Below are 19886 nucleotides of genomic sequence, written 5' to 3' on the forward strand. Positions count from 1 at the left end.
ACACGATGGCGGAGCCTGTGCTGACCATTCATCATGTCACCAAGCACTTCGGTGCGGTGAAGGCGCTGACGGACGTCGACTTCATGCTCGAACGCGGTGAGATCCATGCGCTGTGCGGCGAGAACGGCGCCGGCAAGTCGACGCTGATGAACATCATCGCCGGCGTACTGCAGCCAACCGAGGGTGAGATCCGAATGGACGGGAAGATCGTACGGATCCCCTCGCCAGCCGTCGCCCAATCACTCGGCATTGGGCTCGTGCATCAGGAAATCGCGCTCTGCCCGGATGTGACCGTTGCGGAAAACATGTTCATGGCGGCGACCAACCGCCGCCGTGCCCCCTTCATGAACTACCGCGCGCTCGAACGCGCGGCGCAGACGGTAATGAACCGGTTGGGCGCAATCGACGTCGGCCGCAAGGTCGCCGATCTGCCGATTTCCAGTCAGCAGCTCGTCGAGATCGCGAAGGCTCTGACGCTCGACTGCCGGGTGCTGATCCTGGACGAGCCGACCGCGGCGCTGACCGAAAGCGAGGCACAGCAGCTCTTTGCGATTATCCGCGACCTCAAGGCGAACGGCATATCGATCATCTATATCAGTCATCGCATGGCCGAGATATTCAGCCTCTGCGACCGGGTCACCGTGTTCCGCGACGGTCGTTACGTCTGCACCGACCGCATTGCCGACATCACGCCGGATGACGTGGTACGCCATATGGTGGGGCGCGAGATCACGCAGCTTTACCCGGAGAAGCTTAGGCCCGGTGAGGCGTCCGGCGAGCCGATCTTCGAGGTGGACACCATCGGTGACGGCGAGCGTTTTCATGGCGTCAGCTTCGCGCTGCGCAAGGGCGAGATTCTTGGCATCGGCGGCCTGATCGGATCCGGCCGCACGGAAATCGCCGAGGCGATCTGCGGGCTTGGAGCGCGCACGGCGGGCACAGTATGCCTGCGCGGCAAGACGCAGAAGTTCAATTCCTATTCCGATGCCGTGAAGGCCGGGATCGTCTATCTGTCGGAGGACCGCAAGGGCTCCGGCGTGTTTCTGGAGATGTCGATCGCGAAGAACATGTCGGTGCTGGACCTGAGGTCGATGACGAATTCAGTCGGTCTCATGAACGCACGTGCGGAGGCTGCGCTTGCCGAGGGTCTCGCCCGGCGGCTTGCGGTCCGGATGGGCGGAATCGAGGCACCCGCAAAATCGCTCTCCGGCGGCAACCAGCAGAAAGTTGCGATCGCCAAGCAACTCGCGGTGAAGCCGAAGGTCATTCTGATGGACGAGCCGACACGCGGCATCGATGTGGGCGCGAAGGCCGAGATCCACCGGCTGTTGCGCGAGCTTGCCCGCTCGGGCATCGGCATCATCCTCATCTCATCGGAAATGCCGGAGCTGCTCGGCCTCTCAGACCGCGTGCTCGTCGTCCGGGAGGGCCGCATCGCCGGTGAACTCGGCGCCGACGAGATGACGGAAGAGGCCGTGATCCGCCTTGCCTCAGGGGTGGGGACGGCAAAGGCGGCAAACCATGCCGGGTGACGAGAACGTGGGAGGGACGGGAATGGCAATCGACACGATGGTGGCAGGCGCGACGAAGACATCCTCCTGGAAACGCATCGGCAGGATGCGCGAGGCGGGGCTGATCGCGATCATCCTCACGCTCTGCGTGGTCATGAGCTTCGCCTCGCCGCACTTCCTGACACTCGGCAACTTCCGCGCCATGCTGATGAGTTTTTCGGTTGAAGGCATCGTCGTCGTGGGCATGACGATCTTGCTCATCGTCGGTGGCATCGACCTCGCGGTCGGCTCCGTCGTCTGCTTTGCAATGGTGCTCTCGGGCACGCTCTTCCTCGCCGGTCTCGACCCTTGGATGGCCTCGCTCGTGGGCATCGTTGTGAGTAGCGCTATCGGCGGTATCATGGGCTTCTTCGTGACGGTCGTGGGCCTCAACCACTTTATCACATCGCTCGCCGCCATGGTGATCGTGCGCGGGCTTTGCCTCATCATCACAAAGGGCACGCCGCTTTCGCTCTTCACGCTGCCGGCGGGCTTCAAGGCGGTTGGGCAGGGCACGTTTTACGGCGTTCCCTATGTCATTCTGATCTTCGTCGCCGTCGTCATCCTGTTCGATTTCCTGCTGCGCCGGGCGACCGCCTTTCGCAAGGTCTTCTACACCGGCAGCAACGAGAAGGCGGCGCTCTATTCCGGTATCAAGACCAGTCAGGTGAAGTTCTGGGTGACAGTGCTCTGTTCAACTCTCGCCGGTGTTGCAGGCGTCATCTACATGTCCCGCTTCGGCGCCGCGACCCCCACGTTCGGCGTCGGCATGGAACTCAACATCATCGCCGCGGCGGTGATCGGCGGCGCCTCACTCAACGGCGGCTCCGGCACGATCCTCGGCGCCATCCTCGGCATAGCGCTTCTTTCTGTCGTCACCAGCTCTCTGATCCTGCTCGATGTTTCGGTCTATTGGCAGGACATGATCAAGGGGTGCATTCTGCTCGCTGCCGTTTCCATCGACCATTTCCTGCACAAGCGGAAGGCCGCCTGACATGCCAATTGCCAATCCGAAACCCAAGACGACAGCACCGCGCGAGGAGATCGTCATCGCCCGCCAGATGCACCAGGCGCTGGTCCTGCACTATATGGAAGGTCTGACGCAGGCACAGATCGCCGAGCAGCTCGGCATCTCGCAGGCCACCGTCAACCGCCTTATCAAGCGCGGCCGCCAGCTCGGTCTCGTTGAGATCAAGATCAAATCACCGGTCGAGGCGCTGGTCGACATGGAGGAACGGCTTCTGGCGCTCGGCGGCATCAGCCGCGCAGTCGTGGTGCCCACCGTCTCCGACAACCCGCAGACCGCGCTCCAGGCGGTCGGCGAGGCGGCGGCACGGCTGTTGCTCGAGCAGATCGGCGACGGCGACACGATCTGCATCACTGGCGGCAAGGGCGTCAGCGCCGTCGTCGCCGGCCTGCAGCCGCTGCGCCGCTTCGATGTCGAGGTCATTCCGGCAACGGGCTGCGTACAGGGGAAACACTATACGGACGTCAACCATGTCTCGACCCTGATGGCCGACCGGCTCGGTGGGCGCTCCTACCAGATCCACGCACCCCTCTTTGCCGACGATGCCGAGCAGCGGGCGATGCTGATCAACATGCGTTCCGTCGCCGACGTCTTCAAACGGGCGCGCGAGGCGAAGGTGGCGGTGGTCGGCATAGGCTCAATCCTGACGGACGACTCGAGCTACTACGATCTGCACCCGTCCTCCAGCACCGATCGGGCGGCGATCGAACGCTCCGGCGCGACCTGCGAACTGCTCGCGCACCTGCTCGACGATCGGGGCCGGGTTTGCGACTACAGCCTCAACCGTTCGCTGGTGTCGCTGACGCTTGAGGAATTTGCCTCGATCCCGACCAAGATCGGGGTCGCGAGCGGACCCAACAAGGCGGGCCCGATTCTCAGCGTCATGCGGGGCAACCATCTCGACACGCTCGTAACCGACGAGGCCACCGGCGCGCGTATTCTTGAAATTGCGTACGAGCAAGGATTTTCCGCATGAGTGGCGAGCAGTTAACCCGCGAGATCGGACGTTCCGGCGTCAAGGCATCGGCCGTCGGCCTCGGCACCTGGGCGATCGGCGGCTGGATGTGGGGCGGAACGGATGAGGCGGAAGCGATTGCCGCCATTCACGCTTCGCTCGACGCCGGCGTCACTCTCATCGATACGGCGCCGGCCTATGGCCTCGGCCGGTCGGAAGAGATCGTCGGCAAGGCAATTGAGGGCCGGCGCGACAAGGCGGTGGTCGCTACGAAATGCGGCCTTGTGTGGCATACGCAGGAAGGCAACCACTTCTTCGACCAGGATAGCAAGCCGGTCCATCGTTACCTCGGTCGGAACTCGATCATCCATGAGGTTGAGCAAAGCCTGCGCCGGCTCGGCACGGATCATATCGACCTCTATATCACCCACTGGCAGGACGCGACGACGCCGGTCGAGGAGACGGTTGCGGCTCTGGAAGAGCTGAAGCGAGCCGGCAAGATCCGCGCGATCGGCGCCAGCAACGTCAGCCGGTCGGAGCTGGAGCAATACATCAGCACCGGATCGCTCGACGCGATCCAGGAGCGGTTCAGCATGATCGATCGCCGGATCGAGGCGGACCTGCTGCCGCTCACGGTTGCCAACCGCGTGTCGATGCTCAGCTATTCCTCGCTCGCGCTCGGCCTGCTCTCTGGCACCATAGGACCGGACCGGGCGTTTTCAGGCGACGACCAGCGCAGGGACAATCCACGCTTTTCCGTGGCCAACCGGCAGAAGGCGAAGGATTTCGCCGAGACGATCTGGCCCGTCGCGGAGCGGCACGGCGCCAGCATAGCGCAGACGGTAATCGCCTGGACACTGAGACAGCCGGGGGTGACCTTTGCCCTATGCGGCGCGCGAAATCCAGCGCAGGCGCTCGACAATGCGCGGGCCGGCACGCTGCGGCTTTCTGATGAAGACCTGGCAGCCATCGAAGCGGCCGTTTCGGCGAAGCTGGCCAACATGGACGGATAGCGGACTGTCATATGAACCGAAAAGAGACTTTGGACGGGCTTCGCCAAAGCCCGAAGGTGGACGTGTGCGTCCTTGGCGGCGGTATCAACGGGATCAGCGTTTTCCGCGAGCTGGCGCTGCAGGGCGCGAGCGTGCTGCTGGTCGAGAAGGGGGACTATTGCTCCGGAGCAAGCGCTGCGCTGTCGCGCATGGTCCACGGCGGTCTGCGCTATCTAGAGAATGGTGAGTTCAGCCTGGTGCGGGAGTCGCTCGTTGAGCGCGACCGGCTGCTGCGTAACGCCCCCCACTATGTCGCTCCGCTGCCGACTACGGTGCCGATCTTCGATGTCTTCTCCGGTCTTGCCAACGGCATCGTGCGCTTTCTCGGTCTCACCCGCCGCCCCAGCCGTCGAGGTACCGTCACCGTTAAGGCCGGTCTCGGCATATACGATTTCTTGACGCGCAAGCGTGCGCTGATGCCGCGCCACCAGTTCCGCGGCCGCAAGGCGACGCTGGAAAAATGGCCGGCGCTCAATTCGGCAGTTCTAAGCTCCGCGACCTATTACGATGCCTGGGTCAGTCATCCCGAGCGACTCGGCGTCGAGCTGTTGCGCGACGCTCTGTCCGCCGGGGCGAATGCTTGTGCCCTGAACTACGCGACGATGGAGCAGGCCGATGCCGGGGAATTCCTGCTGCATGACAGCCTTTCCGGCGAAAGACTCGCGATACGGCCGCGGCTGGTCATCAACGCCACCGGCGGCTGGATCGACATGGCAAACGCTACACTGTTTCCTGCAGGCGACCGACCCGCGCCGCTTATAGGTGGCACGAAAGGCTCGCATCTGATCATCGACAATCCTGCGCTCCACGACATGCTCGACGGGCACATGATCTACTACGAGAACGAGGACGGACGCATTTGCATTCTGTTTCCCTATCTCGGGAAGGTGCTGGTTGGCTCGACGGATATCCGCGTCGACGATCCCGATGCTGCGCGGTGCGAAGCCGATGAGCGGGACTATATCCTGCAATCGCTTGCCTTCGTGCTGCCGGGCGTGCGCATCCGACCGGAAGAAATTGTCTTTCAGTTTGCCGGCGTACGCCCGCTGCCGGCGAGCAACGACAGCTTCACCGGCCGCATTCCACGCGACCATTTCTGCACCATGCTCCAAGCCCGCGAAGGCGGGCCGCCGGTGCTCTGCATGATAGGCGGCAAGTGGACGACTTTCCGATCCTTCGGCGAGCTGGCCGCCGATATGGCGCTGGAACGGCTCGGCCATAGCCGCTGCGTCGATACGGCCGATCGCACTTTCGGCGGCGGACGCGCATTTCCAGAAAACCGTAACGGCTGGATCCGGGACCTGTCGGACTCGACAGGCCTTCCCCCCGATCGCGCCGCAACGCTTTTCGAGCGCTACGGCACAGACGCGGAAGACGTCGCCCGCTTCGCCGCGGCGGGGCCGGACCACCGCTTGCCCCATGCCGGCTACAGCGCCCGGGAGCTCCTGCATCTCATCCGCACGGAGGCGGTCGAGTATCTGGACGATCTGCTCCTCCGACGCACGACACTCGCCATCACCGGTGAGCTTTCCCTCGACATGGCCGAGGCCGCGCTCGACCTGCTTGCAGCCGAAAAAGGCTGGCCGGCGCCGCGCAAGGCCGAGGAGCACAGCCGTTTTCTCACCCTCATGCGCGAGCGCCACGGCGTCGCGGAGGCAACCCTTTCCGCAAGGAACGAACAAAGGAGTGAATTATGCGACACAACCGCAAGGTCCGGGTGAACCGACTGTTCGGCGACGGCCGTTGCCTGGACGTGGCGATCGATCACGGCGTGTGCAACGAGCCGTCCTTTCTCGATGGCCTGGAGAATATGCCAGCCGTCGTAAAGGCGCTGGTCGATGCCAGACCTGACGCGATCCAGATGAACCACGGCCAGGCCGACCTGTTGCAGGACCTTCCCGGCAAGGACAAGCCGGCTCTCGTCATGCGCATCGACATGGGCAATCCCTATAACCGCATCCGCCATCGCGACATGTGGGCGGTGTTGCAGAACGAGGCCGAACCGCTGATCGGCGCATTGCAGATGGATGCCGCCTGCGTGGTGGTCAATCTCTTCATGCTGCCGGATGAGCCCGATCTGTTCCGCCAATGCGTCCAGAACATTTCGCGCGTGCGGGCAGACTGCGAAGAGTACGGCATGCCGCTGATGATTGAACCACTCGTCATGCAGCCGGTAACCGAACGCGGCGGCTACATGGTCGACGGCGACGCCGACAAGATCGTCACGCTGACGCGGCTTGCCCGCGAGATGGGCGCGGACATCATCAAGGCTGACCCGACGACGAATCCGGAGGATTTCCATCGTGTAGTCGAAGCGGCGCGCTGCCCGGTGCTCGTGCGCGGCGGCGGCAAGGAAGACCTTCGCGCCGTCTTCGACAAGTCTGCCGCCTTGATGCGGCAGGGTGCTATGGGCATGGTCTATGGGCGCAACATCTACCAGCACGCCAAACCGAGCGCCGTGGTGCGCGGGCTGATGGCAATCGTTCATGAGGACGCGAGCGGTGAGGAGGCCTTCGCACTCTATCAGCAAGGGTGAGGCGCGGCACAGACCTTGGAAGGGGCTCAGAATGCAAAACTATCTGTTAGGGCTCGACGCTGGCAACACCGTCATCAAAGCGGTGATCTTCGATCGGACGGGCCGGGAGCTGGCGCAGGCCGGGGAGGAGGGGCATAGCCGCATGCCGTGCCCCGGGCATGTCGAACGCGATCTCAGCGAGCTCTGGGCCAATGCCAAGCGCGTCATTCGCGCCTGCCTCGACAACGCGGGGATTGCGGCGAGCGACATCGCCGCGATCGGCTGCGCCGGTCACGGCAATGGGCTTTATGCGCTCGACAAGTACGGCGAGCCGCTGCTCGGCATCCAGTCACTGGATACGAGGGCGACCGCCCTCGTCGAGGAATGGGCCGCCGAAGGGGTCGGCGAGCAGACCTATCCGATCGCGCGTCAGCGCCCCTGGTCCTCGCAGACGCCGACCCTCCTCGCCTGGCTGAAGCGCCACAGGCCGGAGGTCTTCAGGCGCATCGGCACGGTGTTCTTCTCCAAGGATTTCGTCGTCAACCGCCTGACCGGCAGCCGCGTCAGCGAAGTCTCGGACATGTCGGGCGCCGGCCTGCTCGATCTCGCAGCGCGCCGCTATGACAGAACGCTGATGGAGGCCTATGGCCTGGCCGATTGCATGGACCTCCTGCCGCCACTTATCGAAAGCACCGACATCGCCGGCATGGTGACGGAGGCGGTGGCGAGAGAGACCGGTCTTGCCGCGGGCACGCCGGTGATCGGCGGGCTGTTCGACGTCGTCGCCTCGGCGCTTGGCTCGGGCGTATCGCGCACCGGCAGTGCCTCGATCATCGCCGGCACCTGGAGCATCAACCAGGTCATCATCGACGGTCCCGACCTCGATGGCCCCGTCTTCATGTCCTCGACCTTCGATCGCACCCGCTACATGGCGATGGAAAACAGCGCTACCTCGGCAGCCAATCTCGAATGGCTTGTGCGCGAGTTCTTCGAGGGGCAGCATGCGGAGAGCCTCTCGCCCTTCGACGCCTGCTGCGCGCTGGCGGCTGCCGTCGAGCCTGCGGCGGATGATCCGCTCTACCACCCCTATCTCTACGGCGCCCAGCGGGACGGCCACGCGCGGGCGGGCTTCTACGGAATTGCCGGCTGGCACACCAAGGGACATCTAATCCGTGCCCTGCTCGAAGGCGTTGCCTTCGGTCATCGCCAGCATATAGAGACGATCCGCAAGGCAGGCGCGTCCTTCGACGAGGCAGTGCTCTCTGGCGGCGGATCGCGCAGCCGCCTCTGGCCGCAGATCTTTGCCGATTTGCTCGGCGTTCCCGTCTCCGTCTCGGTCTCGCGGGAAACGGGCGCGCTGGGTGCGGCGATCGCGGCGGGGGCGGGCGTCGGCCTCTTCGCCGATTTCACAGAGGGCGCGGCTGCCATGGTACGTGTCGACCGGCACTACAGACCGAATAGCGTGCTCGCCGCGCACTATCATCGCCGCTATGCGCTCTACAGGGACATAGCGGAGGCGATGACCCCGCTTTGGCGGCGGCTTTCGGCAACCACAGGCCGGGAGACGGGAGTTGCAGCATGACCGTGCATGACACTGAAATGCCGGCCGACGAAGGCATATATGACTTCATTATCGTCGGTGCCGGTTCGGCTGGCTGCGTTCTCGCAAACCGGCTCTCGGCCGATCCCAAGAATCGAGTGTTGCTGCTCGAAGCGGGCGGCAGCGACCGCTACCATTGGGTCCATGTGCCGATCGGCTATCTCTACTGCATGGGCAATCCGCGCACCGACTGGATGATGAAGACGGCGGCGGAAGCCGGCCTCAACGGCCGCGCGCTGAACTATCCGCGCGGCAAGGTGCTCGGCGGCTGCTCGTCGATCAACGGCATGATCTACATGCGCGGGCAGGCTGCCGACTATGACGGCTGGCGGCAGGCGGGCAATGTGGGCTGGGGCTGGGACGACGTGCTGCCCTATTTCCTGAAGTCGGAGGACAGTTACCGCGGCAAGTCCGCCATGCACGGGACGGGCGGCGAGTGGCGCGTCGAGCGCCAGCGCCTCTCTTGGCCGATCCTCGATGCCTTCCGCGATGCGGCGGAAGAGCTCGGCATCCCGAAGACAGATGATTTCAACGGCGGCGACAACGAGGGTTCCGGCTATTTCGAAGTCAACCAGCGCGGCGGCGTGCGCTGGAACACAACGAAAGCCTTCCTGCGGCCGGCAATGAAACGAAAGAATTTGCGCGTCCTGACCGGGGCCGAGACCGAACGGCTGGAGTTTGACGGCAAGATGGTCACCGGCGTGCGTTTCCGCCTTGGCAGCCGCCTCTGGATCGCTCATGCATCACGCGAAGTGGTGTTGTCGGCTGGCGCCATCAACTCGCCGAAAATCCTGGAGCTGTCGGGCGTCGGTCGGCCGGACCTGCTGTCCACCCTTGGCATTCCCGTCCACCACGAACTTCAGGGCGTCGGCGAGAACCTTCAGGATCACCTGCAGATACGCACAGTCTTCAGGATTGAAGGCGCGCGTACGCTAAATCAGCTCTATCACAACGTCTTCAGCCGGGTCGGCATGGGTCTGCAATATGCCATCAGCCGATCCGGCCCGCTCTCCATGGCGCCGAGCCAACTCGGGATCTTCGCCAAGAGCGATCCGGCCGTCGCGACGGCCGATCTCGAGTATCACGTTCAGCCGCTTAGTACAGACCGGCTCGGTGAGCCGTTGCACCGCTATCCCGCCGTTACGGTGTCCGTCTGCAATCTCCGGCCGGAGAGCCGCGGCACAGCGCATGTCACCGCGCGTGATGCGGCACCGCCACCGGAGATCCGCCCAAATTATCTCTCCACCGCCGGCGATCGACTGCTTGCGGCGAAGTCCATCCGGCACGCCCGCAGCCTCATGGAAACGAAGGCGCTCGCGCGATTCCGACCCCAGGAAATGCTTCCCGGCCGCAAGCACGACAGCGACGAGGATTTGATCCGCCGCGCCGGCGACATTGCGACGACCATCTTCCACCCCGTCGGTACCTGCAAGATGGGAAGTGACACTATGGCAGTGGTGGACGCGAAGCTACGCGTGCACGGCATCGGCCGATTGCGTGTCATCGACGCCTCCATCATGCCGACGATTGTCTCCGGCAATACGAACTCGCCGGTGATCATGATCGCGGAGAAGGCATCAGAAGCCATTCTGAAGCGGTTATGAGGATTACTCGAGGCGCCTTGGAGCACAGCCACGGGGCTGGAGCCCGCACCTCCGAGGATCGACGCCTTGACGATCTCCTAGGTGACCTTCTTGGCGTCGCGACGAGCATTGTCGTGCCATCCTGGTAGAACAGCGTGTTGTCGATGCCGGCATAGCCGGAGCCGAGCGAGCGCTTGACGAAGAGTTTGCGGCAGGTGCTGAAAAGCGGGTTGTTGTTGTCCCTTGGAGGCTCCGCCCTCGGCGCCTCGGCGGCAGGGATCACCGTCCCCGCGCAATCGAAAGAGCCAACCTGACATTTGGTCCAGAATTTTCTGCTGACGAGCCGGGGAATCCGGACGGTACAGCGGCTGAGGCGGACTTATGATTTTTCATACGGAAACAGATCCCCGCCAAAAAAGGACGAAGCGCATGACCACTTTCCGCCCAAAATACATCACCTTCGACTGCCACGGCACGCTGATCAACTTTCAGATGGCGGAGGCGGCACGCGATCTTTACGGCGACCGCATGAGCGAGCAGAAGATGCTGCAATTCATCGCGGACTTCTCGGCGTACCGACTCGATGAAGTCATGGCCGACTGGAAGCCCTATGCGGAGGTGGTCCATAACGCACTGGCGAGGACCTGCAAACGCAACGGCGTCGACTTCAAGGACGAAGACGCCCAGATGGTATACGAACGCGTTCCCACCTGGGGGCCGCATCCGGACGTTCCGGCTGGGCTTGCCAAGGTGGCCAAGGAGATTCCGCTGGTCATCCTGTCAAATGCAATGAACTCGCAGATCATGTCCAACGTCGAGAAGCTCGGCGCGCCTTTCCACGCCGTTTACACCGCCGAAGAGGCTCAGGCCTACAAGCCGCACTTCCGGGCCTTCGAATATATGCTCGACATGCTTGGCTGCGGTCCGGAGGACATACTGCATTGCTCCTCCTCGTTCCGCTACGATCTGATGTCCGCTCATGACCTCGGGATCAAGAATAAGGTTTGGGTCAATCGCGGTCACGAGCCGGCCAATCCCTATTACGGTTATACCGAGATCGCCGGCATCTCGGAATTGCCAGGCGTTGTCGGGCTCTGAGGAAGCCTGAATTACATCTGAAAACCTCTCTTCCAGCGGCCCGATAACGAACCTCGGTTTGCCGGAGTGTCGAGGGGTCGAGAAGGACCATTACGGTGCCGCCATGTTCGGCGGTGGCATCACGGGCCCAGCGCGAGCGAGGTAATTCCCAGAGCTGGGACCGAGACAATCGTGCTGAAGGCGGGACGGTGGTCCGCCCGCCTTCAGCAGAAATCGCCCGACCTTATCAGGGCTGGGTGTCGCGGAATGGATGCCATCTCGACGGTCGCTTCTCGGATGCCGCAGAGCATGCCGCTCCAAACAGTGCGAGGTCTCAATCTTGGATGCTTGTAACGATGCGCTTCCGGACGACGGCGAGGGTCATCTCGACGGCACCCAGTCGGTCGGCATGCCTTTCACTGAAGTGTATTTTCGGGCCGCCGCCGCTATTCTGACGACAAAGCCAAGCGCGGCGGAAGCGCGCGTGTCGGGTGAGCTGCTACTACGCCACTACGGTCTGACGGGAACGATCATGGTCCTGTCCTCGGAAGTCGAGTGTACCGCGGACGTCACCCTGTCCAACGGCGGTCGGTTGATCCTCAAAACGTCAGCGCGGCCGGAAGGAAGAGACAGTTTCCGCTTCCAGGTTGCGGCCCTCGCAGGGCTGGAAGGCGCTTCCGGTTTTGCAGCACCTCACATTGTGCGTACCAGTGGCGGTACGCTCATGTTCGAAGAGGAGGAGATTTGCGGCTACCTGCAGACCCGACTTCCGGGGGTGCCGCTGCACCAGGCGAACGCAACTCCGGACGTCCTTTACCGGGTCGGCCAGGCGCTCGGCAGGCTCAGTTTGGCTCTCGAGCCTCTGAAGTTGCCCGCCATGCACCGCCCGGTCCTTTGGCATGTCGGATGTTGGCCGAGGCTAATGCAACTGGAGGAGCATCTGCCTTCAGGACCCGTTGCAGATTCCGTGCGTCTTGCCATGCGCAATTATGTCGAGCTTATCGAGCCGCAACTGCGCGAGGTAGCATGGCAGGTCACGCACAATGACCCCAGCCCGTTCAACGCGCTCCTGACCGATAATGGAGTCGCGTTTATCGATTTCGGCGACGGTTGCTGGGGCCCACGGATCCAGGATCTCGCGATTGCGGCAAGCCACGTCGTGACGGACCCGTCTTTGGCTCTGGGGGGCGCAGAAAATCTCATCGCTGGTTATGCTTCAGTGCGCCCGCTTTCCGCGCTTGAGGCAAAACTGCTCGTCGGGCTGATACAGGCGCGGCAAAGCGCCCTCATCCTAATCAACTACTGGCGAGCCGGGCTGTTTCCGGCCGAGGCAGCATATATCAAGAAGAACGTGGCCCGGGCCGAGCGCGGGCTCGCTATCCTATCGGCGTTAGGCGTCGGGGAGGCGGAGATGGCTGTGCATCGCGCGGTGCCTTAGTTCGGCGTTGCCGAAGGCACTCCGAGTGTTTCGTCACTCGCCTTGGAATGAGTACGGTAACTCGCGACCTTCTCGCGGTGGAAACTTAAGCAGGATCAAAGCTATGTCCACAGATCTCATGCCCAACCGCTTTACCCCCGGGGAAGCCACAATTCCCCCCCGCGAATCTGAGCTGATCGCCCGGCGCGACAGCGTACTCGGAGCCTCCTACAGGCTCCAATACCGCCGACCGGTACATTTCGTTCGCGGCGAGGGCATATGGCTCTACGACCCCGACGGACGTCGCTATCTGGATTTCTATAACAATGTGCCCTCTCTTGGGCATTGCAATCCAGAGATCAACGCTGCCATGGCGGAACAAGCCAGCCGAATTAGCGCAAATACCCGCTATCTCGAGCCGAGGCTTGTCGATTACGCCGAACGGCTCGTGGCCACCTTTCCCGAGGAGCTGAACCGCGTTGTCTTCACCTGCACGGGTAGCGAGTCGAACGATCTGGCGCTCCGGATCGCCCGGCTGACCAGCGGCAGCGAGGGCGTGATTGTCTCTTCCCATGCCTATCACGGCACCAGCGCGGCCACGGCGATGGCGTCGCCCAATCTGGGCGACGCCGTCAAGCTCAGTCCTGCCGTCCGTATGGTGTCGCTGCACGGTCCCGCGGGCGTGCCGGACCGGCAAGCTGCGGAATTTTTTGAAGAACAGGTTCGCTCCGCTATCGCCGATTTGAATCGGCGTGGCATTGGCGTCGCGGCCCTCCTCATCGACAGCATTTTCTCCAGCGACGGCGTCTGGGTGGACCCGCCTGGCTTCATCGCCGGCGGAGTCAAGGCGGTGCAGGAGGCGGGTGGCCTCGTGATTGCCGATGAAGTTCAGCCGGGATTCGGGCGGACGGGCACACATATGTGGGGTTTTGAGCGACACGAATTTGTTCCGGACCTCGTTACCCTCGGCAAGCCCATGGGCAATGGATTTCCAATCGGCGCGGTTGTTGGCCGCAAGGCACCGATGGATCGCTTTGGCGCTACTGCCCGGTATTCAAACACCTTCGGTGGCAATACTGTCGGGATCGCGGCAGCCGACGCCGTCCTGACTATTTTGCATCGGGATCGGATCCCCGAGCATGCGCTTGCCATGAGCGAGCGCCTGCGGTTGGGGTTGGAGCATCTTGCCAAGCTGCACCCCGGTATTCGCGGCGTCCGAAACGCCGGGCTGTTCTTCGGCATCGACATCGGGTTGGATGGAGCGGGAGAGGCCAGCCGGCGAGCCATGGCTTTGGATATCGTAAACCTGATGCGTGACGATGGCGTTCTCATCAGCACGACGGGCGCCAACGAGGATACGCTGAAGGTGCGTCCCCCACTGATCTGCCAGGCGGAGCATGTGGATCGGTTCCTCGAAGCCATGGAAAGCGCGCTCAAGAAGGCCGTTGCGCAGGTGTAACGTCGGCTGCCTCGGCAGCCGAATACACTCGCTATTCTCATCAGCGAAAGCTAGGTCCATGAAACTAGATCGGATCGACATCAAGATCCTGCACGTGCTGCAGCAGCATGGCCGAATGACAAATGTGGAGCTTTCGGAGGTGGTGAATCTATCGCCGAGCCCCTGCCTCATGCGCGTGAAGAAGCTGCAGTCGGAGGGCTATATCGAGGGCTATTCGGCGCAGATCAATGTCGGCAAGTTGGGACAGACGTTAACGGTGTTCACCGAGGTGACGCTAAAGAACCACCGGCAGATCGACTTTACACGCTTCCTCGCCGCCGTCGAGAAGATCGATCAACTAATCGAATGCCATGTGGTCTCGGGCGGCTACGACTACCTCTTGAAATTCGTGACCGCCGGGATCGGCGAATATCAAGAGATCATGGAGCGGCTGGTCGAGTTGGAGGTCGGCATAGACAAGTATTTCAGCTTCGTCGTGCTGAAATCGCCGGTCGTGAAGGGGCACCTGCCGCTGACGAACCTGTTTCGGCCATAGAATCTCATCAACACTTCGCCTGCTACGACCGGGCTGAGGGCAGCGAGCAAGCGCACCGCCATGAAATTCCTGTCCTACTGGCACGACACCGCCCCGGCCTTCGCACCCGTCTATGGCCATTACGACGTCGCGGTGATCGGCGGTGGCTTCACCGGCCTCGGCGCCGCCCGGCAGCTCGCTAGGGCACGCGCCAAGGTCGCCGTGCTGGAGGCGAAAAAGGTCGGCTGGGGCGCCTCCGGCCGCAATGGCGGGCATTTGAACAACGGGCTCGCGCACAGCTATCTTAGGTTCGGGTAGGTACTTCTGCCCCTGTTCGTGAAAACCATCGATGGCGAGGTGGCTCGAACCGTCGACGTGAGGCGAGACGGGGATCCTACTTGCATGCTCAGAGCGCCTGCCACGTGCATTCTCCATTATTGCGCGGCTAACGCTTTCGCCTGGTTCTTTATGGAGTTGATCGCCAGTAGCTGATGAGTCAAGCCTGGAATGACCGCAGGGAAGCGGCCTTCGAGAGCGGCGGTGCCGACCGTAAAGCCGGCGGCCCGGCCGCTGACGACGGCGTGGATGCGCTCGGCGCGGTCGATCGAACCTGCGACGATGACGGGCTTCGCGACGGCGTCGCAGACGGCGCGGATGAGGTCAGCGACATCGACATCGGCGCGATAGGCGAGGAGATCGAGGCCGTGCACGCCCTCGCGGGCGGCAAGCTCTTTTGCGCTTGCAATGATCTCCGCTTGGGAACCCTCCAGAACGCTGGGATGGCCCGCGATGCGGCCGGGGAAGGGGTAGTAGCGGATACCACTTCCCTTGAGGAGGGGAAGGACGTCGTCGACATGGGTGCCGCCAAGCAGATAGTCAACGCCGAGCGTGAGGCCGGCGAGCACCGACTCGATTTCGCTGGCGCGGTCGAGTGAGACCACTTCGAGATAACTCTTCGCGCCTGCGGCCCGGATTTCCCGGTTAAGCTCGGAAAGCACCTCAAAGGGCAGGCCGATATCCTTGAAGCCGATATGACGGACACCCGCAGAAAGCACCAGGGGAAGCTGCGGCAGCGCATCCGGGATCGTCCGGTCATTGCGGGTCAGCATGAAGATGAAATCGATGGGGGTCATGTCAATCCTCCTGGTCGCACGGTGCCTGCGCCAGTCGGCGGGCGTAGTCGATCGCTGTTTCGAGACTTCTCGGATCGGCGATGCCACAGCCGGCGATATCAAAGGCCGTGCCGTGGTCGGGGCTTGTGCGCACAAAGGGCAGGCCGAGCGTGATGTTCACGCCCTTTTCCAGTCCGAGATATTTGACGGGGATCAGCCCCTGGTCGTGATACTGCGCGACGACCACGTCGAAGCGGCCGTTTCGCGCCTGCATGAAAACCGTATCGCCGGACCAGGGGCCGCTGGCGTCTATGCCATCCGCGCGCGCTGCCGCGATGGCGGGCGCGATGATGCGGATTTCCTCGTCTCCGAAGAGACCGCCCTCGCCGGCATGCGGATTGAGCCCGGCAACGGCGATGCGGGGGCGGGCGATTCCCAACGCACGACCTCCCTGGTGGGCGAGGCGTATCGCGGACATCTGTGCCGGAAAATCCGCTTGGCGGATCGCCTGTGCCAGCGAACAATGGATCGTTACAAGAACGGTGCGGATATCGTCATTGGCGAGCATCATCGCCACGCGCCCGGCGCCGCCTTTTTCTGCGAGAATTTCCGTGTGGCCGGGGTATGGAAGCCCCGCAGCGGCGAGCGCCTCCTTGTGGATCGGCGCCGTCACGATGCCGGCGACTTTGCCCGTGCTGGCGAGTTCGATCGCGGCAACGATGGCATCATAGGCCATACGGCCGCTGGTGGCGCTCACCCTGCCGAGTGCGGGTGGGGTTTCGATGCGGGAGGCGGCGAGGATATTCAGGGCGCCATCCGGCTTCGCGTCGGCGATGTCATGGATCTCGTTCAATTGCAGACCGCCGCCGAGGCTGGCGATGGCCTTCGTCATCACGGCCGGATCGCCAATGACGACACTGCGACGGAGGTCGGTGCGGGCAAGCATCGTCTTTGCCACGATCTCCGGCCCGATGCCGGATGGATCGCCCATGGTGACGGCGAGCGGCAGGGAGGTGTTCATGCGGGCTCCTTTCCAATTCGGCGAATGGCCTCGGCGGCATTGTGCAGCGTCATGGCGGAACCGAATCCGCCTGCTTTCATGGCGAGCAGCATCATTCGTCCATCGGCAAGAGGAGCGCAGCCGAGGGGAAAGCCGGGCTCGAGTTCGCGGATCAAATCGAAAGCGTGAATGGAGAGCCGTTCCAAAAGGGCGTGCATCGTTTCTCCGCCCGTTGCGACGATGGCGTCGTATCGATGCCGGGATAAAGCGATCTCTGCCTCGTCCACCAGTATGGCGAGAGGCTTCGCCGGGTCGCTGGTTCGGATCTGTGGTGTACGGATGCAGACGACAGAGGCTGCCTCGTCGATATCCGTCGCACGCATTGCGACTGAAGCACCTGTCGCGGCCAATGCGTCGCACTGGGAATGGCTGACAGGATTTGCGCTGCCGACAAGCACGAGAACACGGCGCGGCGTGGCTTCGGGCGTGAAGGTGTGCCGGCCTGTGCACCGCTCGACTACCGTCGCCAGCGCTTCCGCCATGCCCGGCGAGCCGACCCACAGCACCGGGCCGTGTTTCGCGATCTCCGCAACCCGACGATTCAGCATCACCTGGTCGCATGCATCCACGATGACCACCGGAGCGCTGCCAATGGCCTTCCCGATCTCGCCGTCCTCGGTGTGCTCCGAAATTTTAGCGATGGGGCCGAGGCTGGGCTCGATCAAGTCTTCGATGCGAGACGTGTGGGCGGGATGGACAGGGTCGCGGCTGTACGCCGTTTGGGCAACCGGCTCGCCGTGCAGCAACTGAATCCCGTCGATCGTCGTTCGCCCGGCAGCGGGAAAAGCAGGCGCGACGACCAACCGTGCTCGGCCGCTGGCCACAAATGCGGCGGCAATTTCCACGCGGATATGGCCCCGCAGAGTGGAGTCAATCGTCTTATACAGGAACGGCCTGTCTGCGAGCCTGGTTACCGCTTGGCGCGTCACATGCGCGGCATCGGTTTCACCGAGCGTGCGACTGCCGGTGTCGATGGAGACGAGACTGACATGGGTGTTCTCCGATCCCATTCTGCATATACGAGGGATATAGCCGCGTTCCAGGAAAGCGATTGCCCCATCCGCCGCGCTTGTTAGGTCGTCTGCGACGACGACAACGTGTTTGATCTGGTCAATGGTTTCTGCCATGACCACAAGGCTACTCTCCAAGTTATAAGAGAAAAATCGATATGATCTAACGTGTATTGGTGATAGATTGTCACCAATGAAGCGTTCGGACCTTCCTTCCCTCGATGATCTGCGGGCCTTTGAGGTCGTTGCCCGCCTGGGTTCCGTGCGTGCGGCCGCGTCTGAGTTAAACCTGACGCATGGTGCGGTCAGCCGGCGCGTATCCAAACTTTCCGAACACCTCCAAACGAGTTTGCTGGAACCCGATGGGCGCGGCCTGAGGCTTACGGGAGAGGGTACGCGCCTCGCGCAGGCGACGACGAACGCTCTGGCGCTCGTTGCGTCGGCGTTGGAGGATATTCGCAAAGTCGACGCGTCACCACCGATCGTCGTTTCCTGCGAACGGTCTATCGCCATGCGCTGGCTGATCCCGCGACTCTCGGAGTTCCAGGATCGCCATCCCGAGATCGACCTTCACCTCTCCGTCGGTGGTGGGGGCTTCGATTTTGCGCGCGACCGTATCACACTCGCGATCCGCAGGCTGGACTTCGCCATCGATGCGAACTGGCAGGTCGAACGGCTGATCGAAGAGCAAGTCGGTCCTGTCATGCATCCCGCCATGACGGATCGGTTTACGGCCGGTGATTATGTCGCGCTTGCCGCAAACACCCGGCCGGATGCTTGGCGGAAGTGGACCGTCGCCAATCCCGACGCGCCGAAGCCGCGCTCGACGCGCTTTCTCGACCATCATTTCCTGATGGTGGAGGCGGCAGCCGGCGGTCTGGGTGTGGCCATGTGCCCCGAGATCATTGCCCTTGACGATATCCGCAAAGGCCGCCTCGCCGCGCCACTCGGCTTTCAGCCAGATGGCTCACATTACGGCATCATCCGGTCAGCGCTGGCAAAGAAGTCGGCTGGGGTCGACCCATTTGTATCTTGGCTTCTCGCCGCCATTCAACAGGATTTCCATGCTGCGTCTTGAGCGGCCTTGCGGCGCGTGGATCGCATTGGAACCCCATCCTCACAACGTGAAGACGCCGCAACACGCTTCAATCAGGATCGCTGTCTGGTGCTCAGGTATTTGGGCCAAGTATATTCGCTCTCGCTTCGACGATGTGGTCGTACATGTTTCGCTCGGCCTCTCTGCTGTCGCGATCTTTGATGGCGTCAAGAGTGGCCTGATGCTTGGCGATATAGGCCTTCATGCGCTCAGGGGTTAGTGACTGCTCCTTCATTTTCCCCCAGAGGTTTCCCGCTCGTACTGTGTGAATGCCCTCATAGAGCGAGGCGAGAAGACCGTTGCGCGCGGCTCCGACGATGATGCGGTGAAAGACGGCGTCCCATTTCTCGAATTCGACCAGGGTTTCCGCCGCGCTGCCCCGATCGATCGACTTCTGCATTTCGTCGATTTCCTGGCTGGTTGCCCGTAACGCCGCCAAGGCGGCGATCTTGGGCTCCATGATCAGCCGAGCCTCGAAGACTTCGGCCGGATACGTGCGCAACGTGTCTCCCGTACTGCCTGGCGGGCGACGCAGGGCCGTCGAGGTAACCCCGCTGCCAGCGATAAAGGTCCCCCTTCCCACGTGCCTGATGAGGCGGCCCTCCTTCTCAAGAGAAGCAAGCATCCGTCGAAGTGCAGTGCGGGGCAGCCCGAGTTTAACCGCCAGATCGCGCTCAGGCGGTAACCGATCCCCGGGCTCCAGACCTTCCGCCTCGATGAAGTCCTTCAAGACCACGCTCATGAGTCCTCGCTAATTATTTTGCCCCAACCAAATTGATCTATATTGACACCAATTGCAATACCAATCTTATATTGATTGCGCGACAAACCAAAATTGGTAGCGAGGGCGCTGAAGTAC

General features: G+C 62.5%; 17 protein-coding genes and 2 pseudogenes. 14 read left to right on the top strand and 5 right to left on the bottom strand.

Translation table 11 applies throughout. The annotated features are described in order from the left end of the window. Positions 1-5 precede the first annotated feature (5 nt). The 8 genes from CO656_RS21655 to CO656_RS21690 are packed head-to-tail and all read left to right on the top strand — an operon-like array spanning position 6 to position 10303. On the top strand, positions 6-1532 hold the full coding sequence (locus CO656_RS21655; protein WP_097527098.1) for a sugar ABC transporter ATP-binding protein: 1527 nt from the start codon (positions 6-8) through the stop codon (positions 1530-1532). 22 nt (positions 1533-1554) lie between these two features. Continuing rightward, a complete protein-coding gene (locus CO656_RS21660; protein WP_097527099.1) occupies positions 1555-2544 on the top strand; it encodes an ABC transporter permease in 990 nt (329 codons plus the stop codon). Between the two features lies 1 nt (position 2545). Continuing rightward, positions 2546-3553, top strand: a complete 1008-nt coding sequence (locus tag CO656_RS21665) for a sugar-binding transcriptional regulator (RefSeq protein WP_097527100.1) — start codon at positions 2546-2548, stop codon at positions 3551-3553. Continuing rightward, entirely contained in the window at positions 3550-4545 is a 996-nt protein-coding gene (locus CO656_RS21670; RefSeq protein WP_097527101.1) for an aldo/keto reductase, read from the top strand. Before CO656_RS21665 ends, CO656_RS21670 begins: the two co-directional genes overlap by 4 nt. Positions 4546-4556: 11 nt before the next feature. After that, positions 4557-6305: a glycerol-3-phosphate dehydrogenase/oxidase gene (locus CO656_RS21675; RefSeq protein WP_097527102.1), complete on the top strand. Its 1749-nt coding sequence runs from the start codon at positions 4557-4559 to the stop codon at positions 6303-6305. After that, on the top strand, positions 6278-7120 hold the full coding sequence (locus tag CO656_RS21680; RefSeq protein WP_097527103.1) for a class I fructose-bisphosphate aldolase: 843 nt from the start codon (positions 6278-6280) through the stop codon (positions 7118-7120). The genes CO656_RS21675 and CO656_RS21680 overlap by 28 nt, the downstream gene beginning before the upstream one ends. A 31-nt stretch (positions 7121-7151) precedes the next feature. Further along, the gene (locus CO656_RS21685; protein WP_097527104.1) at positions 7152-8681 is read left to right on the top strand and encodes an FGGY-family carbohydrate kinase; all 1530 of its coding nucleotides are present in this window, start codon (positions 7152-7154) and stop codon (positions 8679-8681) included. After that, a complete protein-coding gene (locus CO656_RS21690; RefSeq protein WP_179864816.1) occupies positions 8678-10303 on the top strand; it encodes a GMC family oxidoreductase in 1626 nt (541 codons plus the stop codon). Before CO656_RS21685 ends, CO656_RS21690 begins: the two co-directional genes overlap by 4 nt. Positions 10304-10380: 77 nt before the next feature. Here CO656_RS21690 and CO656_RS30915 read toward each other — a convergent pair. Further along, a pseudogene (locus tag CO656_RS30915) lies at positions 10381-10499 on the bottom strand (NAD(P)(+) transhydrogenase (Re/Si-specific) subunit beta); the annotation flags it as partial. A gap of 212 nt (positions 10500-10711) precedes the next feature. Between CO656_RS30915 and CO656_RS21695 the strand changes: the two are divergent. From CO656_RS21695 to CO656_RS21715, 5 genes and pseudogenes are all read left to right on the top strand, one after another. After that, positions 10712-11380 carry a haloacid dehalogenase type II gene (locus tag CO656_RS21695; protein WP_041413763.1) on the top strand — a complete coding sequence of 223 codons (669 nt, stop codon included), beginning with the start codon at positions 10712-10714 and terminating at the stop codon, positions 11378-11380. A gap of 319 nt (positions 11381-11699) precedes the next feature. Next, positions 11700-12797: a phosphotransferase gene (locus CO656_RS21700; protein WP_234819546.1), complete on the top strand. Its 1098-nt coding sequence runs from the start codon at positions 11700-11702 to the stop codon at positions 12795-12797. A 103-nt stretch (positions 12798-12900) separates the two neighbouring features. Beyond that, a complete protein-coding gene (locus CO656_RS21705) occupies positions 12901-14235 on the top strand; it encodes an aspartate aminotransferase family protein (RefSeq protein WP_097527105.1) in 1335 nt (444 codons plus the stop codon). Positions 14236-14293: 58 nt separating this feature from the next. Then, positions 14294-14770, top strand: a complete 477-nt coding sequence (locus tag CO656_RS21710; RefSeq protein ID WP_037426669.1) for an Lrp/AsnC family transcriptional regulator — start codon at positions 14294-14296, stop codon at positions 14768-14770. Positions 14771-14830: 60 nt separating this feature from the next. After that, a pseudogene (locus CO656_RS21715) lies at positions 14831-15055 on the top strand (FAD-dependent oxidoreductase); the annotation flags it as partial. 128 nt (positions 15056-15183) lie between these two features. Here CO656_RS21715 and CO656_RS21720 read toward each other — a convergent pair. Genes CO656_RS21720 through CO656_RS21730 form a run of 3 tightly spaced genes read right to left on the bottom strand, consistent with a single transcriptional unit; the run spans position 15184 to position 18048 of the window. Then, on the bottom strand, positions 15184-15882 hold the full coding sequence (locus tag CO656_RS21720) for a 4-hydroxythreonine-4-phosphate dehydrogenase (protein ID WP_097527106.1): 699 nt from the start codon (positions 15880-15882) through the stop codon (positions 15184-15186). Between the two features lies 1 nt (position 15883). After that, positions 15884-16882, bottom strand: coding sequence for a 4-hydroxythreonine-4-phosphate dehydrogenase PdxA (gene pdxA, locus CO656_RS21725; protein ID WP_097527107.1), 999 nt, complete (start codon positions 16880-16882; stop codon positions 15884-15886). Next, positions 16879-18048 (bottom strand): four-carbon acid sugar kinase family protein, encoded by a 1170-nt coding sequence (locus CO656_RS21730; RefSeq protein WP_097527108.1) that lies wholly within the window; start codon positions 18046-18048, stop codon positions 16879-16881. The genes pdxA and CO656_RS21730 overlap by 4 nt, the downstream gene beginning before the upstream one ends. Before the next feature lie 76 nt (positions 18049-18124). Here CO656_RS21730 and CO656_RS21735 point away from each other — a divergent pair, with 76 nt between their 5' ends. After that, on the top strand, positions 18125-19009 hold the full coding sequence (locus CO656_RS21735) for a LysR substrate-binding domain-containing protein (RefSeq protein WP_179864818.1): 885 nt from the start codon (positions 18125-18127) through the stop codon (positions 19007-19009). A gap of 91 nt (positions 19010-19100) precedes the next feature. Here CO656_RS21735 and CO656_RS21740 read toward each other — a convergent pair whose 3' ends face one another. Continuing rightward, a complete protein-coding gene (locus tag CO656_RS21740; RefSeq protein WP_037426681.1) occupies positions 19101-19769 on the bottom strand; it encodes an FCD domain-containing protein in 669 nt (222 codons plus the stop codon). Positions 19770-19886 lie beyond the last annotated feature (117 nt).

The sequence above is a fragment of the Sinorhizobium sp. FG01 genome (assembly GCF_002531875.1).
GTDB classification, from domain to species: Bacteria; Pseudomonadota; Alphaproteobacteria; order Rhizobiales; family Rhizobiaceae; genus Sinorhizobium; species Sinorhizobium fredii_C.